Genomic DNA, 15,734 nt, shown 5'->3' with positions numbered 1-15,734 from the left:
CGTTCAGTCTGGTGTCAGCATAACGGTGAAAGTGCTTCTTACAACAAGGAGCCACCGAATGAGAATGCCTTCCAGATACACACTCGCCGCAGCCGCCCTATTGGTGGCCGCACCAGCTTTCGCGGCAAATACCATCAAAGTGACTGAAAGCGGCGAAGGCGGTCAGCCGATGACGCTCGTGCTCGATCAATCAACTGTCAAAGCGGGCAGCACCACGTTCAATGTGCACAATGATGCCGTGTCTGAAGAACATGAGATGGTTCTTATCAAGCTTAAGACGCCCGATGAGACGATCCCGGTTGACCCTGCAAAAGACCGTATCGATGAAAAGAAGCTGAAAAGCCTAGGTGAAGTGGCGGATTTGAAACCCGGCAAACACGGAACGCTGAAAGCGAACCTCACGCCCGGCAGCTACCTTCTGTTCTGCAATATCAAGGGCCACTACTCGGCCGGAATGCAGGCCAGATTGACGGTCACGAAATAGGCAACCGCCTTCCAGTCGAAAACCGCCGGGACGATAACCGCCCCGGCGATCTGGTTCCCATTAGTTGTGATTGTGGGAATGGCCCTCACCGTTTGCCGATCCAACCTGGATCATGATGTCGACTTTGCCGGCCTTTTCAAATGTCAGCGTCGCGGGCACCATGTCGCCCTCTGCAAACGGCTTCTTCACATTGAAAAACATGAAATGCAGGCCACCTGGGCTCAGCTCCACGGTCTTGCCCGCGGGAACGGCGATGCCGTCACCCAGCTTGCGCATCTTCATCACGTTATCGACCATTGCCATCTCGTGAATTTCAGAGCGGCCAGCAAGTGGAGATTCCACCGCTACCAGCCGATCATCAGATGACCCGTCATTCTTGATGGTGACGAAGCCACCGCCAACAGGCTGGCCCGGCAGCATTGCCTTTGCAGCAGCACCGGAAAGCTCTAGATTGCCGACCTTCACGACATCAGATGCATGGTGGCTGGCAGCACCGTGATCATGACCACCGGCGTGTGCGCTGTCCTTCTTTGCCGATATCTTTATTGTTGGTGCTGGGTGGTCCAGCGAATGTGGGTCCTGACCGGCTTTGGCAATCTCATCCCACTTCGCGGTCGCGGTCGCTCCGCACAACTGCGTCACCTTGAAGGGCAGCTCCACATTGGCGTCGATGCCGGAAACTTTTCCGCGCACGTTGAAGGTGTCATAAAAAGCGTCCGGCAGATTGCCCCCCTTCCAGCGAATCTCAACGGGGCCGCTTTTCATCTCCGTGCCATGATTATCATAGGCCCTCTGATAGTCGCCTGAGATGATTTCTAGTTCCCAGCCAGCCTTGGGCTGAGGTTTGGCCGCAATAAAACCTTCCGGCAGGACCATGCGGACTTCAGTCGTGGCAAGTCCGCCTTCGCAGCCATGCGGAACCTGAAGCGCTGCAACAATCGTGCTTTCCTGTTCGGCGACAGGATTGACGAAGCTGGCATGCGCGAAGGCATGAACGCTGGAAGCAGACGCCATCAAGGTCGCCAAAGCTGTGATTCTAACAATATTCATTTCATGTTCCTCTCGACTGCGGCCCTTGGCATCAGCAGTCGTCTCTGCCGCTCGATCGCGGCTGCCATAACGGTTTCGTTCAAATAGGATTTAAAGAAATGCCGGGGGCGCGCGGGCTTTGGGACGTTGCCTGTGCACATCATGCGCCACGGCCTGATACAGAACCGGCGCATTTTCGAGCGACGCAATGTCCGCCCTCGCCCAGGATGTCGTATCCGGCGTCGGCAACAGGATGGAAGCGGCCAGAAGGCAGGCTTCGCAAAGAGGCAAACTCATGCCTGAGTGGTCGGTCTTGCCCTTGGCGTGCGTCTCAACATCGCTATGCGCGGCGCAGATCTCTGCAAAACTGCCATCCGGCAACCGGTAGGCTTCGTCGAGCGCCATGACCGGAGCTGCAACCGCAACCACAGGCTTGTGCGCAAAACCGAGCGACAGCATCACGACGGCGCAAAGCATGCGCAAAAGTCTCTCAGCCGTGGTTGCTCGCTTGTTCATTGCACTCCCCATGCCACGAAGCGATATCCCGGTTTTTGCGGTAAATCAAAGTGCAATTTGAAGCAGGCGGAACTCCGACGCCAATCCAAGGGTTTTTCGTTTCGTCTGAAAACTTCGGAGGAGACCCTGCCATGCCCGCAAAATCCAAAGCTCAGCAGAAGGCTGCTGGCGCCGCACTTGCTTCAAAACGCGGAGAGATACCGGATGCCCGTTTACAAGGCGCTTCAAAAACCATGGCTAAGTCCATGACTGAAAAGGAACTTGAAGAACTCGCTTCCACTAAGCGAGAAGCGCTGCCGGAGAAGCAAGAAAAGTAGTTTCGGCTTAGGCAAGATGGCGAGAGCCACCCAAAGACGCTTCTGCCCAATGGCGCAGGCTGAACAAAAAACTGTTTGACTGCGTCATTTGGTCCTTGCCAATAAACCGGCTTAGCGGATAATGAGCTTCTATCCCGCTGGGAGACACCGCATTCGTGCGGGGCCGAAGGAGCAACCGCCCCGGAAACTCTCAGGCAAAAGGACCAGCGGAACAGGACGGAACTCTGGAGAGAAGCCACCTGCAAAGGACGGCTCGCCGAAGGGATAACAATCTCAGGCGACAAGGACAGAGGGGGCTCTTGAACCCGGCACTCTAAACAGTGCCATGACATGAGCCCGCGCGACATCGCGTAACCCTGGAGGCGTCCTTGGCCGAAACAGCCGAGTTACAAGTCACCCCGCTTCATTCTCTTCACCTGTCGCTTGGCGCACGCATGGTGCCATTTGCCGGTTACGATATGCCGGTGCAGTACGCTGCCGGCGTCATGAAAGAGCATCTGCACACCCGCGCCGCTGCCGGCCTGTTTGATGTGTCCCACATGGGCCAGGTCAATATAAAGGCCAAGTCCGGCAGGCTAGAAGATGCAGCTCTTGCTCTGGAAACACTGGTTCCCGTTGACATTCTCGGCCTGAAAGAAGGCCGTCAGCGTTACGGCTTCTTCACCGATGAGAATGGCGGCATTCTGGATGATCTCATGATCACCAATCGCGGCGACCATCTTTTCGTGGTCGTCAATGCTGCTTGTAAAGATGCGGATCTGGCGCATATGCAGGCCTACTTGTCCGGCGCCTGCGATATCACCCTGCTTAACGACCGCGCTCTGATCGCCCTTCAGGGACCACGTGCCGAAGCGGTTCTGGCCGAGCTCTGGGCTGGCGTTTCCGGCATGAAGTTCATGGATGTGCGCGAGGTCCCGCTGATGGACGTGCAGTGCATCGTGTCCCGGTCAGGCTATTCCGGCGAAGACGGTTTTGAAATCTCGATCCCGGCCGACAAGGCGGAAGCAATTGCCAAGGCATTGCTGGAGCATCCCGATTGCGAGCCAATCGGTCTCGGTGCGCGTGACAGCCTGCGCCTTGAGGCTGGCTTGTGCCTCTACGGCAATGACATAGACACCACGACCTCTCCCATCGAGGCATCGCTTGAATGGGCAATCCAGAAGGCACGCCGCACAGGCGGAGATCGCGAAGGCGGTTTTCCCGGTGAGAAACGCATTCTGGGTGAATTGACCAATGGCACGGCGCGCCGCCGCGTTGGCCTCAAGCCGGAAGGCAAAGCGCCTGTTCGCGGTCATGCGAAGCTTTTTGCAGATGCAGATGGCAGCCATGAAATCGGTGAAGTCACCTCTGGCGGGTTTGGCCCGACAGTCGAGAGCCCCGTTGCGATGGGCTATGTGCCTAAAGAGTTTGCTACGCCAGGTACGGCAATTTTTGCGGAAGTTCGCGGCAAGTACCTGCCCCTCACCGTTGCCGACCTGCCCTTTATTACTCCCACTTACAAACGCTAATTTCCGGAGAAACCAATGCTGAAATTTACTCAAGAGCACGAGTGGCTGAAGATCGAAGGCGATGTCGCCACTGTTGGCATCACCACCCACGCTGCAGAACAGTTGGGCGATCTGGTGTTTGTTGAACTGCCAGAAGTTGGCGCAACCTTCGCAAAGGATGGCGATGCCGCAACCGTCGAAAGCGTGAAAGCAGCATCCGATGTCTATTGTCCGCTGGATGGTGAGATCACCGAGATCAATCAGGCCATCGTTGATGACCCATCGCTTGTCAACTCCGACCCGCAGGGCGCTGGCTGGTTCTTCAAACTCAAGCTTTCCAACACGTCTGACGTTGATGCGTTGCTGGATGAAGCTGCCTATAAGGAGCTTATTTCCTGATGACGACCCCCACAGAATTCCATTTTACCGACTACCAGCCCTATGACTTTGCCAATCGGCGTCATATCGGCCCGTCGCCGTCGGAAATGGCGGATATGCTCAAGGTGATCGGCTATAACAGCCTCGACGCCCTCATCAATGCGACCGTGCCACCTTCGATCCGCCAGGAGGCTCCACTCGCCTGGGGCCCTGCTTTGACGGAGCGTGAAGCACTGGACCGCCTTCGCGAAACCGCCAACAAGAACAAGGTTCTGACCTCGCTGATCGGTCAGGGCTATTATGGCACCATCACGCCGCCCGTGATCCAGCGCAATATTCTGGAAAACCCGGCATGGTACACGGCCTATACGCCTTACCAGCCCGAAATTTCGCAAGGCCGCCTTGAAGCCTTGCTGAATTTCCAGACGATGATCTCCGATCTGACCGGGCTCGATGTCGCAAACGCCTCGCTTCTGGATGAGGCGACCGCTGCAGCCGAAGCCATGGCCATGTGCCAGCGCGTTGCGAAGTCAAAGGCGACGTCCTTCTTCGTGGATGCCAACTGCCACCCGCAGACCATTGCACTGATCGAAACCCGCGCCGCGCCACTCGGCTGGAGCGTGATCGTTGGAAATCCCTTCACGGATCTCGATCCGGTCGACGTGTTCGGTGCCATCTTCCAGTATCCCGGCACGCATGGTCATGTCAGCGATTTCTCTGGGCTGATTTCCCGCCTGCACCAGACGGGCGCCATCGCAACTGTTGCTGCCGACCTTCTGGCGCTGACATTGCTTAAATCTCCTGGCGAGATGGGTGCAGACATTGCAATCGGCACCTCGCAGCGCTTCGGCGTGCCTGTTGGTTACGGTGGCCCGCACGCTGCCTATATGGCGGTGAAGGATACGCATAAGCGTTCCATGCCGGGTCGCCTCGTCGGCGTATCCGTCGATGCACGCGGTAACCGCGCCTACCGTCTTTCGCTCCAGACCCGCGAACAGCATATCCGCCGCGAAAAAGCGACGTCCAACATCTGCACAGCGCAGGTGCTGCTTGCCGTTATGGCCTCCATGTATGGAGTTTTCCACGGACCGCAGGGCCTGAAGGCGATTGCCCAGCAGACCCACCAGAAGGCCGTTCTTATGGCCAAGGGTCTGGAAAAGCTCGGCTACACCATTGAGCCCGAAACCTTCTTCGACACCATCACTGTCGATGTCGGGCATATGCAGGCCCTCATCCTTCGGGCAGCGGTTGCCGAAGGCGTCAACCTGCGCAAGGTCGGCTCGACAAAGATCGGCATGAGCCTGGACGAGCGCACGCGCCCTGCCACGCTGGAAGCCGTTTGGCGTGCATTCGGTGGCAACTTCTCCATCTCGGATTTCGAGCCGGATTACCGTCTGCCGAAGGACCTGCTGCGTACCAGCCAGTACATGACGCATCCGATCTTCCACATGAACCGCGCCGAAAGCGAGATGACCCGCTACATCCGTCGCCTTTCGGACCGCGATCTGGCGCTTGACCGTTCCATGATACCGCTCGGCTCCTGCACCATGAAGCTGAACGCGACAGCCGAAATGCTGCCGATCACATGGCCGGAATTTTCTGATATCCACCCCTTCGTGCCAGCCGATCAGGCTCTTGGCTACCGAGAGATGATTGACGATCTCTCCACCAAGCTTTGCCAGGTGACGGGTTACGATGCTTTCTCCATGCAGCCCAATTCCGGCGCGCAGGGCGAATATGCGGGCCTTCTGACCATCCGCAACTACCACCTCGCAAACGGCGATGCCCACCGCGATGTGTGCCTCATTCCAACCTCTGCCCACGGCACCAATCCAGCCTCCGCACAGATGGTCGGCATGCGTGTAGTCCCGGTCAAGGTGCGTGAAAACGGCGACATCGATATCGATGATTTCCGTGCAAAAGCAGAGCAGTATGCGGATAACCTCTCGTGCTGCATGATCACGTACCCATCGACCCACGGCGTGTTTGAAGAGACTGTTCGCGAGATATGCGATATAACCCACACCCATGGTGGCCAGGTCTATCTGGATGGCGCCAACATGAACGCCATGGTCGGCCTTTCCCGCCCGGGCGATATTGGCTCAGACGTATCGCACCTCAACCTGCACAAGACCTTCTGCATTCCACATGGTGGCGGCGGTCCTGGCATGGGTCCGATTGGCGTCAAAGCACATCTGGCACCTCACCTGCCCGGCCATCCCGCAAGCGATGGACGCTCAGGTGCTGTTTCCGCGGCTCCCTTCGGCTCTCCTTCGATCCTGCCAATTTCCTGGAGCTATTGCCTCATGATGGGCGGCGAAGGTTTGACGCAGGCCACGAAGGTCGCGATCCTCAACGCCAACTATATCGCGGCACGACTGAAGGGCGCCTACGACGTGCTCTACAAGTCGGAGGCTGGACGTGTCGCGCATGAGTGCATCATCGACACCCGTCCGCTCGCCGATAGCTGCGGTGTGACGGTTGACGATGTTGCCAAGCGTCTCATCGATTGCGGCTTCCACGCACCGACCATGAGCTGGCCGGTTGCCGGCACGCTGATGATCGAGCCGACCGAGTCCGAACCCAAGGCTGAACTCGACCGTTTCTGCGACGCGATGCTGGCCATCCGCCAGGAAGCCCGTGACATCGAGGAAGGTCGCTCGGACAAGACCAACAACCCGCTCAAGAACGCACCTCATACGGTGGAAGATCTCGTTGGAAACTGGGATCGCCCATATTCCCGCGAGCAGGCCTGCTATCCACCCGGCGCGTTCCGCGTGGACAAATACTGGTCGCCGGTCAATCGCGTTGATAACGTCTACGGGGACCGAAACCTCGTCTGCACATGCCCGCCCATGAGCGAATATGCCGAGGCGGCTGAGTAAGCCTCAAACGACAAAAGGCCCGGAGCGATCCGGGCCTTTTCTTTGTTCCATGTACATGTCGCTATCGCGTCAGCCTGATGTCGGCAGTGACAACGGTGGGCCCATTGGCTCCATCCTTGTCAGTGGTGCGCAGGCGCAGGCCATTATTGCCGACCTTGGTGATGGTCATGCCCGCGACCTTGTCACCGTTGATGACACGCTTCCAGGTGATCGAGAGATTGATGGAATTGCCGCTGCGGCTACCGGAAAGTGCTGATGGGATGCCGGATGGGCCGACATAGTTGCCGCCATATCGTGTGCCATTGGCACGAAGATCAGCTGAAATTGCGCGGCGCACCACGACCAGACCGCGACATGTGCCATTCATTTGCAGGGACGGCCCCGATGTAGTCGAATCGAATGTGCAGTTCACGTTGATCGGTCGGGAGCCGATCTTGGTTGTGACAGTGCCCGTACCCTTCCAGCTCCCTTTTAACGTGGACAGGAACTGAGCCTCTTGGGCCATGGCGGGTGGTGCCAGGAGAGCGGTCGAGAGTGCTATGGTGGAAATCAGCCTGCGGATCATGCGCATCGTCCTTCTGTGTGTGAAGACCGAACGCTCTGCAAATCCTATTGTTCCGTCATCATGTCTTAATGCCCCCCGGCAACCTAAATTGATGTCGCGCGTTTCTCGCCAGCTTTCCCCATCCATCTGGAGTTCCCCAATGTCATTGCCTTCGACCGAGCGCGGCGTTACCGCTGGCGGAACGCCCAATACCGCCTTGTCTGACCGCTCTATTTTCGCACTCGCTGCCCTCAATTTCTTTCTCGCAGATGCACGTGACGGGCTTGGTCCGTTTCTGGATGCGTTTCTGGCAACCAATGGGTGGTCGGCAATGCAGCTGGGCGTGATCGCGACTGTTGGTGGCCTTATCGGTCTTGCCGCCACTCCATTGTGCGGCGCAGTGGTCGACGGCTCCACCTGGAAAAGAACACTGATCGCAATACCAGTCGTTCTCGTCACCATTGGTGCGCTGATCACGCTGCTCTTCACCAATGAAGCGGTCGTCTGGACGGGGCAGATCATGACCGCTGTCGTCGGCGCTGTAGTCGGCCCCGCGCTGGCTGGCCTCACGTTGGGGTTGGTCGGAGAAAAGATGTTCTCAAGGCAGATTTCAAGAAACGAGTTCTGGAATCACGGCGGCAATTTCGTCTCGCTGTTTGCCACCTATTTTGCTGTAACGGCTTTCGGCATCTCCGGCGTCATCGGTTTGATGATCGTCACGGCCCTAGGAACCCTCATCGCCATCTCGGCTATCGACCCGAAACAGATCGACCACAAGGTGGCCCGTGGGTTGGGGGAGGACAAGGGCAAGCCCGGGCCATCAGGTGTCAAAGTGCTGTTCAAGGAACGCGGCCTAATTTTCCTGTCGATTATCCTGCTCATTTTCCATTTCGGCAATGCGCCAATGGGACGTTTGATCGCGCAAAATTTCGCTATCGAACTCAACTCACCTTTCCGAACCACCGCCATCATCACCGGCGTCGCCCAATTGGCGATGATATTTGTGGCCGCGATCACGCCCTGGCTCATCAGGCGTTTCGGGCTTTCCGTCGTGTTTGTAATCGCGCTTGCCGCCCTGCCCGTGCGTGGCTTGCTGGCTGCATCGTTCAGTGATTTCTGGGTTATCTATCCGGTTCAGCTTCTGGATGGCATCGGTGCTGGCCTTTTGGGTATTGCAACGCCCATCGCGGTCGAGCGCATATTGAAGGGTACCGGACGGTTCAATGTTGGCCTCGCCAGCGTGATGACTGTCCAAGGCATAGGCGCGTCGCTGAGCAACGGTGTTGCCGGTTGGCTGACCACGCAAGGCGGCTACGCTCTATCTCACCTTGTGGGTGCCGGAATAGCCGCCATCGCCATCGCCCTGTTCCTCGTCTACAGGCATGATATCGCTCCTGCCCAAAAAGACGACGGTCAGAAATTGACAGCTTAAAACAAAAAAAGGAGGCCGCGGCCTCCTTTTCAATTTCATTTATCTGTGTTCAATCAGCCTACGAAAGCGCGCTCGATCACGAATTCCGCAGGTTTGTTGTTCGCACCTTCGGTCAACCCGGCTTTTTCAAGCAACACCTTGGTGTCCTTCAGCATGGCGGCAGAACCGCAAATCATCCCGCGGTCAATGGCGGGGTCCAGCGGCGGCACTCCAAGGTCCGTGAACATCTTGCCGTTTTCGATCAGGTCGGTAATACGACCCGTGAAGGCATAGTCCTCGCGGGTGACTGTGGCATAGTGCTTCAGCTTGTCACCGACGATTTCGTTTAGGAATTCGTGGTTCTTGATTTCTTCGACGAGGTCAAAGCCATACTGCAATTCAGCAATATCGCGGCAGGTGTGCGTGAGGATGACTTCCTCGAACTTCTCATAGGTTTCGGGGTCGCGGATGAGGCTTGCGAAAGGCGCGATGCCCGTGCCTGTAGAGAACATGTAGAGACGCTTGCCGGGTGTCAGCGCATCCAGAACCAGCGTACCTGTCGGCTTCTTGCGCATCAGCACCGTGTCGCCCGGCTTGATCTGCTGAAGATGGGATGTCAGCGGACCATCGGGAACCTTGATCGAGAAGAACTCCAGTTCCTCGTCCCATGCGGGGCTGGCAATCGAATAGGCGCGGTAGATGGGCTTTTCACCAACCATCAGGCCAATCATCGCAAATTCGCCAGAGCGGAAACGGAAGCCTGCCGGGCGGGTCATGCGGAAGCGGAACAGATGGTCGGTATAATGTTCGACCGACAGAACCGTCTCGGCATACACACCGTCAGGGATTTTCACAGCAAATTCTTCCGTCTTGGCTGGAGCGTTCATTCTCTATCGATCCATTTTCAAATTGTGAGCGACACTTTCGTGTGGGGCAATATACCATCTGAACCGACTATTGAAGGTACAGGATTGTTCATTGCTGCCATGCGCGTAGAAATATTGATCAAAGCCCCGCGCTTGGCAATGGCTCAGACCGCCTTGTGGCTGCGCCAGCTATACGCCTCGCCACCTTCGGATTGCTTCGCCGTCGGCTGGTAATAAACGTCGATTGCTGGCAGGCGGTTTTCGGCCAGACGACGAATTGCCGTCTCGTTCGTCACGGCAAAGCTGGTGAAACCGGTGCGAAGCATGAGCGGAACCTGGTCAATCAAGACATCGCCCACGGCTCTCAACTCACCGTCATAACCCAATCGCGAACGTAGCAGCGAGGCGTGGCTGAAGCCTCGGCCATCGTTGAATGCGGGAAAGCTCACAGCGGCAAGCCCGATGCGGTCAATGAAGGGGCGCAGCTTTTCCACATCGTCAGCGGGCCCGATCAGCACGCCAAGACCGACATCATTGCTTTCATCGGCGCGTGCAATGAAGGCATCGAAACCGAGCAGCGCACGCTGGTCACCCTCGGCCTTCACCTCGTCCGTTTCGATCACCCAAGGGTCGTTTTCAACGAAACCGCTCTCGTTCCAAATCTTTGTCATGATACGGTTCCTTATGCGGCTGCAGATGCGGTCGGATAGAGTGCTTCCTTGAAAGGTTGCGCTCCGACGCGGCGATAGGCCTGAAGGAAAGTCTCCTCCTTGGATAGGCGCAGACCAAGATAGGTATCGACAACGGTTTCCACCGCGTCCGTCACCTTCTCCGGCTCAAAACCACGCCCGATGATTTCACCGATGGACGAGTTCTCGTCGCCCGAGCCACCAAGCGTAATCTGGTAAAGCTCTGCACCCTTCTTCTCTACACCCAACAGGCCGATATGGCCGACATGGTGGTGGCCGCAGGCGTTGATGCAGCCGGAAATCTTGATTTTCAACTCGCCAATTTCAGCCTGACGTTCTGGTGCGCCGAAACGGTTGGAAATTTCCTGAGACACTGGAATAGAGCGCGCATTAGCCAGCGCGCAATAATCCAGCCCGGGACAGGCAATGATATCGGTAATCAACCCGGCATTGGCGGTGCCGAGGCCAGCACCCGCGAGCGCACGATAGACCGGCTCAAGGTCTGCCAGCGCCACATGCGGCAGAATGATATTCTGCTCGTGGCTGATACGAATTTCATCCAGCGCGTATTCTTCCGCGATATCAGCGACGAGCTCCATCTGCTCATCGGTCGCGTCGCCGGGAATGCCGCCGATGGGCTTCAGTGAAACGGTGACCATGCCGTAGTCTGGGTTCTTGTGCGGCTGGACGTTCTGGTCCACCCAGCGGGCGAAATCCGGATCGGACTTCTTCCAGCGTGCGAGGCTTTCCCAACCTTCGGGACGTGCCTTCAAATCCGGCAGAGCGAAATAGGATGTGATGGCGGCGATATCCGCATCCGGCAGCTTCAACTCGCTGTTTTTCAGCTGTGCGAATTCGGCTTCCACCTGGCGCGAGAGCTCTTCGACGCCTGTCTCGTGCACCAAAATCTTGATGCGCGCCTTGTACTTGTTGTCACGGCGGCCATGCAGATTGTAAACGCGCATGATTGCGGTGGTGTAGGACAGCAGATCTTCCTCGGGCAGGAAGTCGTTGATCTTCTTGGCGATCATCGGTGTTCTGCCCTGTCCGCCTCCAACATAGACTGCGAAGCCGATTTTGCCCTGATCGTTCTTTTTCAGATGCAGGCCAATGTCGTGCACCTGAATGGCAGCACGGTCACGCTCTGCTCCGGTCACCGCAATCTTGAACTTGCGTGGCAGGAACGAAAACTCAGGATGTACGGACGACCATTGACGCAGAATTTCTGCATAAGGACGGGGATCGGCAACCTCGTCGGCGGCAGCACCGGCAAAATGATCAGCCGTCACGTTGCGAATGCAGTTGCCCGATGTCTGAAGGGCGTGCATTTCAACGCTTGAGAGTTCAGCCAGAATATCCGGCGTATCGGCAAGGCGGGGCCAGTTATACTGGATGTTCTGACGCGTGGTGAAGTGGCCGTAACCGCGATCATATTTCCGGGCAATATGGGCCAGCATCCGCATCTGCTTCGCATTGAGCGTTCCATAGGGAATGGCCACGCGCAGCATATAGGCGTGAAGCTGGAGGTAAACGCCGTTCATCAGTCGCAACGGCTTGAAGGCATCCTCGGCCAATTCGCCGGAAAGGCGTCGTTCTACCTGGTCGCGGAACTGCTCCACGCGGCCCTGAACAAAAGCATGGTCGAACTCGTCGTAACGGTACATGGTATTCCTCAGACTGCGATGAATGCCGCGTCGGCGGCCTTGAAGCCGGTGGCGTAATGAATGGTTGGGCCTGCTGCGCGGATGCGTTCACGCAGGCGCGTTGGCCAAAGCTGGCCGTTCTCTTCGGTCACGTCAACAATGTTGACATCCACAACCTTGTTGGCGGAAAAATCGCGCTTGCCGATCTGCTCAAGCGAAGCTTCTGCTTCAGCGTGGCGGGCAACGAGTGCGGACTGGAGATCTTCGGTCCACTCACCGTTTGCGTTGAGCCAGACCGCAATGCCGTCATCGAGACGGTTGGCCGTCAGAACCTTGTCAACCATTTGCATACTCCTGCTTCAGGTCTGAAGGCGCATCGGCAAAGGCCAGCGCTTCGGACCGTTCAAAATTCGCACCCGCAACGGCATCACCAATGACAACCATGACCGGACCAGTCAGTTCATCGCGGTGTTCCAGTTGCGGCAGATCCTTCAATGTGCCGTGCATCAGCCGGCGATAAGGCCTGCTGGCATTTTCAATCACCGCGACCGTCGTATCGGCATTCAGTCCGGCGCTCATCAAACGCGTCGCCACGGATGCCGCCACGGTGCGGCCCATATAAACGGCGATGGTCGCGCCAGACACAGCCAGACGTGCCCAATCCGGCAGAATATCCCCCGCCAAATCGTGGCCAGTCGTGAATATCAGCGATGATGCTATGCCGCGCAGCGTCAGCGGCAGCTCGAAATCAGCGGCGGCAGCAAATGCGGAGGTGATGCCCGGCACAATTTCGTAGCCGATACCGGCTTCCCGCAGTGCCGCCATCTCCTCGCCCGCACGACCGTAAACCAGCGGATCTCCAGACTTCAGGCGCACGACCCGCTTGCCCTCTTCGCCAAGCGCAACCAGCAGCTTGTTGATGTCGGACTGAGACTTGGAGTGACAGCCCTTACGCTTGCCAACAGACAGGCGCTCGGCATCTCTGCGGCCCATATCCACGATTTCCTGCGGCACCAGAGCGTCGTAAACAATAACGTCGGCCTGCATCAGCACGCGCTGTGCGCGCAAAGTCAGCAGGTCTTCAGCACCTGGACCGGCACCAACGAGCCAAACATAACCCTCAGGCCGTTCTGGATTGGCGAGAAGCTGGTGTGCGGCCTTATTGGCAGCGTCCATATCATTCAAAGCCACCGAGTCGGCAACACCGCCTGTAAAGAAGCGACGCCAGAAGTTGCGACGCAGCGCACCCTTCTTGATGTTCTGTTCCGCAGCATCCCGATACTCGACAGCCAGACGCAGCAAATGCCCAAGCGATGGCGCAAGCATCTGATCTATGCGCGCACGAACCATCTGGCCCAGAACAGGCCCGGCACCTTCGGTACAGATTGCCACGGCAAGAGGTGCACGGGAAACAAGACCCGGCGTATAGAAATCACAATAGCCGGGTTGATCGACCGCATTGGCGGGGATTGATCTGGCGCGCGCGGCATCCACAATCTCACGGTCCAGCGCTTCTTCGCCCGTTGCCGCGAAAACCAGCACCATGCCGTCCACAAGCTCAGGCGAAAATGGAAGCGGGTGGTGCGAAACCTTGCCTTGGCTCAACAGTGAAGCGTAATCATCCTGCGGCGCATCAGCAAAAGCGCGGATATCGGCGCTGGTGTTCAGCAGCAGGCGCACCTTGGCATAGGCTTCATCGCCATTTCCGAAAACCGCGACAGGACGCTTGTCCACCTTGAAAAAAGCGGGAAAAGTCGTAAGCCGGTGGTCAGCCCTATCTGAAGCGGTCTTAAGCATGCTGATAATATGTCCGATCCAGCGTCAGAATTGAAGGTACAGAAATTCGCTTGCCATAGTGCAGTAGATTATTATTTCTGGGCAAGCGTTGATTTGGAGGAAAACCAACCGACGCAACGAATGTGTCACGCTGTTGTAATCCCACACATTTCGCCCACCCATCTGTATCTTTTTTCAGCAGTTTCGGGCCAAAGCGTCCAATCGTTAGGCATCAATCGAACAGGATCATGAACTTGACTGAACACACGATAGCGTCCCGCTTGCTCGATGTCATCGAGAACGACATTCTCCCCCTCACCTCAAAGGGTGTCGCGCTTGGCAACAAGGTGTTTGGCGCTGCGATTCTGCGAAAGTCTGACCTTTCCCTGGTTGTCGCAGAAACCAATAATGAGCTGGAGAACCCACTCTGGCACGGCGAAGTCCACACGCTGAAACTCTTCCACGAATTGGGAGAAAAGCCTGACACGAAAGACCTCATCTTTCTGTCGACACACGAACCGTGCACCATGTGTATGTCGGCCATTACCTGGGCGGGCTTTGATAACTTTTACTCCTTTTTCAGCCATGAGGATTCCCGCGATGCTTTCGCCATTCCGCATGACTTGAAAATTCTCAAGGAAGTTTTCGGCCTTGAGCCGGGCGGCTACCGGCGCAGCAACGCGTTCTGGAATTCGTACTTCATTGCCGACCTTGTGGAGAGTGAAGCTGAGCCGCTGCGTTCACGCCTGAAAGACCAGACGGCGCGCATCAAAGCGGCTTACGACGCTCTCTCATCAGACTATCAGTCGTCGAAAGATGACAACAACATTCCCCTGAATTGAAAACCGCAGAAAGCAGTCACATGGAAGCCTCGAAGGATATTTCCCGTCTCATCGAGATCATGGAAGCGTTACGCCATCCCCAGACCGGATGCCCTTGGGACATCGTCCAGACGTTCGAGACCATCAAGCCCTATACGGTTGAGGAAGCCTACGAGGTCGCCGACGCTATCGAGCGGAATGATATGGACGACCTCTGCGAAGAGCTGGGCGACCTGTTGTTGCAGGTCGTTTTTCATTCTCGCATTGCCGAAGAGATAGGCGCGTTTTCTTTCGGTGATGTCGTCCACGCGGTCACTACAAAGATGATTCGACGCCATCCTCACGTTTTCGCAGTCTCTGGCGCAGATACGGCGGAATCCGTCAAAATCCAGTGGGATGCCATCAAGAAACAGGAAAAGCAGGAGCGCGCCGAGCGCCGGCTCGCACGCGGTATTACCGGTGATTCTAAAGCAGGATTTCTGGGCAGCATTGCACGCACGCAGCCAGCGCTAACGGAAGCTTTGAAACTTCAAGAGCAAGCCGCCCGCGTTGGCTTTGATTGGTCTGAGCCGGAGCCGATCCTCGACAAGATCGAGGAAGAAGTGCGCGAGTTGCGCGAAGCACTCGCGCAAGGAAAGCCGGACAGGGTTGCGGATGAACTGGGCGATCTCATATTCGCCCTCGTAAACATTGGTCGACATGTGAAGGCAGACCCGGAAAACGCGCTGCGCGGCACCAACACAAAATTCCGTCGCCGATTTCACCACATAGAGACATCTTTGACGGAAAGCGGAGAAACACTGGAGGCCGCGACGCTGGAACGTATGGAAGAACTGTGGCAATCGGCCAAAGCTATTGAGCGCACATTATCAAGGTGATGATTGAAGG

General features: G+C 56.9%; 16 protein-coding genes and 1 riboswitch. Of the genes, 8 read left to right on the top strand and 8 right to left on the bottom strand.

Translation table 11 applies throughout. From position 1 onward, the window contains the following. The first annotated feature begins 58 nt into the window (after positions 1–58). The gene (locus tag ACQZ51_RS10520; protein WP_448777002.1) at positions 59–484 is read left to right on the top strand and encodes a plastocyanin/azurin family copper-binding protein; all 426 of its coding nucleotides are present in this window, start codon (positions 59–61) and stop codon (positions 482–484) included. 60 nt (positions 485–544) lie between these two features. On the opposite strand, the gene ACQZ51_RS10515 is transcribed toward ACQZ51_RS10520, so the two are convergent. Together ACQZ51_RS10515 and ACQZ51_RS10510 are read right to left on the bottom strand one after the other, a co-directional pair. Further along, the gene (locus tag ACQZ51_RS10515; RefSeq protein ID WP_448777001.1) at positions 545–1,534 is read right to left on the bottom strand and encodes a copper chaperone PCu(A)C; all 990 of its coding nucleotides are present in this window, start codon (positions 1,532–1,534) and stop codon (positions 545–547) included. A gap of 90 nt (positions 1,535–1,624) precedes the next feature. Next, entirely contained in the window at positions 1,625–2,029 is a 405-nt protein-coding gene (locus ACQZ51_RS10510; protein ID WP_448776999.1) for a DUF2946 family protein, read from the bottom strand. A gap of 131 nt (positions 2,030–2,160) precedes the next feature. Between ACQZ51_RS10510 and ACQZ51_RS10505 the strand changes: the two genes are divergently transcribed. The 4 genes from ACQZ51_RS10505 to gcvP all read left to right on the top strand — a co-directional run bounded on the left by ACQZ51_RS10505 (position 2,161) and on the right by gcvP (position 7,096). Continuing rightward, positions 2,161–2,346, top strand: a complete 186-nt coding sequence (locus ACQZ51_RS10505) for a DUF3008 family protein (RefSeq protein WP_448776998.1) — start codon at positions 2,161–2,163, stop codon at positions 2,344–2,346. Between the two features lie 128 nt (positions 2,347–2,474). Beyond that, positions 2,475–2,562, top strand: a riboswitch (glycine riboswitch). 152 nt (positions 2,563–2,714) lie between these two features. Further along, entirely contained in the window at positions 2,715–3,854 is a 1,140-nt protein-coding gene (gene gcvT / locus ACQZ51_RS10500) for a glycine cleavage system aminomethyltransferase GcvT (RefSeq protein WP_448776996.1), read from the top strand. Between the two features lie 15 nt (positions 3,855–3,869). Further along, entirely contained in the window at positions 3,870–4,232 is a 363-nt protein-coding gene (gene gcvH, locus ACQZ51_RS10495; protein ID WP_448776994.1) for a glycine cleavage system protein GcvH, read from the top strand. Continuing rightward, positions 4,232–7,096, top strand: coding sequence for an aminomethyl-transferring glycine dehydrogenase (gene gcvP, locus ACQZ51_RS10490; protein ID WP_448776992.1), 2,865 nt, complete (start codon positions 4,232–4,234; stop codon positions 7,094–7,096). The genes gcvH and gcvP overlap by 1 nt, the downstream gene beginning before the upstream one ends. Before the next feature lie 61 nt (positions 7,097–7,157). Here the strand turns inward: gcvP and ACQZ51_RS10485 are convergent, their stop codons facing one another. Further along, on the bottom strand, positions 7,158–7,667 hold the full coding sequence (locus ACQZ51_RS10485) for a hypothetical protein (RefSeq protein WP_448776990.1): 510 nt from the start codon (positions 7,665–7,667) through the stop codon (positions 7,158–7,160). Positions 7,668–7,800: 133 nt separating this feature from the next. Here ACQZ51_RS10485 and ACQZ51_RS10480 point away from each other — a divergent pair, with 133 nt between their 5' ends. Next, positions 7,801–9,072 (top strand): MFS transporter, encoded by a 1,272-nt coding sequence (locus ACQZ51_RS10480; protein WP_448776988.1) that lies wholly within the window; start codon positions 7,801–7,803, stop codon positions 9,070–9,072. A 53-nt stretch (positions 9,073–9,125) separates the two neighbouring features. On the opposite strand, the gene ACQZ51_RS10475 is transcribed toward ACQZ51_RS10480, so the two are convergent. The 5 genes from ACQZ51_RS10475 to cysG form a co-directional block, all read right to left on the bottom strand. Continuing rightward, on the bottom strand, positions 9,126–9,938 hold the full coding sequence (locus ACQZ51_RS10475) for a ferredoxin--NADP reductase (RefSeq protein WP_448776986.1): 813 nt from the start codon (positions 9,936–9,938) through the stop codon (positions 9,126–9,128). A 143-nt stretch (positions 9,939–10,081) separates the two neighbouring features. Continuing rightward, positions 10,082–10,588 (bottom strand): DUF934 domain-containing protein, encoded by a 507-nt coding sequence (locus tag ACQZ51_RS10470; protein WP_448776984.1) that lies wholly within the window; start codon positions 10,586–10,588, stop codon positions 10,082–10,084. A gap of 11 nt (positions 10,589–10,599) precedes the next feature. Then, positions 10,600–12,270 (bottom strand): nitrite/sulfite reductase, encoded by a 1,671-nt coding sequence (locus ACQZ51_RS10465; protein WP_448776983.1) that lies wholly within the window; start codon positions 12,268–12,270, stop codon positions 10,600–10,602. A gap of 8 nt (positions 12,271–12,278) precedes the next feature. Then, positions 12,279–12,593, bottom strand: coding sequence for a DUF2849 domain-containing protein (locus tag ACQZ51_RS10460; protein WP_042619443.1), 315 nt, complete (start codon positions 12,591–12,593; stop codon positions 12,279–12,281). Continuing rightward, on the bottom strand, positions 12,586–14,046 hold the full coding sequence (gene cysG / locus ACQZ51_RS10455; RefSeq protein ID WP_448776980.1) for a siroheme synthase CysG: 1,461 nt from the start codon (positions 14,044–14,046) through the stop codon (positions 12,586–12,588). Before cysG ends, ACQZ51_RS10460 begins: the two co-directional genes overlap by 8 nt. Before the next feature lie 233 nt (positions 14,047–14,279). Here cysG and ACQZ51_RS10450 point away from each other — a divergent pair, with 233 nt between their 5' ends. Both ACQZ51_RS10450 and mazG read left to right on the top strand, forming a co-directional pair. Then, positions 14,280–14,867, top strand: coding sequence for a nucleoside deaminase (locus ACQZ51_RS10450; RefSeq protein WP_448776979.1), 588 nt, complete (start codon positions 14,280–14,282; stop codon positions 14,865–14,867). 20 nt (positions 14,868–14,887) lie between these two features. Further along, positions 14,888–15,724: a nucleoside triphosphate pyrophosphohydrolase gene (gene mazG / locus ACQZ51_RS10445; RefSeq protein ID WP_448776977.1), complete on the top strand. Its 837-nt coding sequence runs from the start codon at positions 14,888–14,890 to the stop codon at positions 15,722–15,724. The last annotated feature ends 10 nt before the right edge of the window (positions 15,725–15,734 follow it).

It is taken from the genome of Agrobacterium sp. CG674, from assembly GCF_053521645.1.
This window is presented reverse-complemented; position numbering and strand designations above follow the sequence as displayed.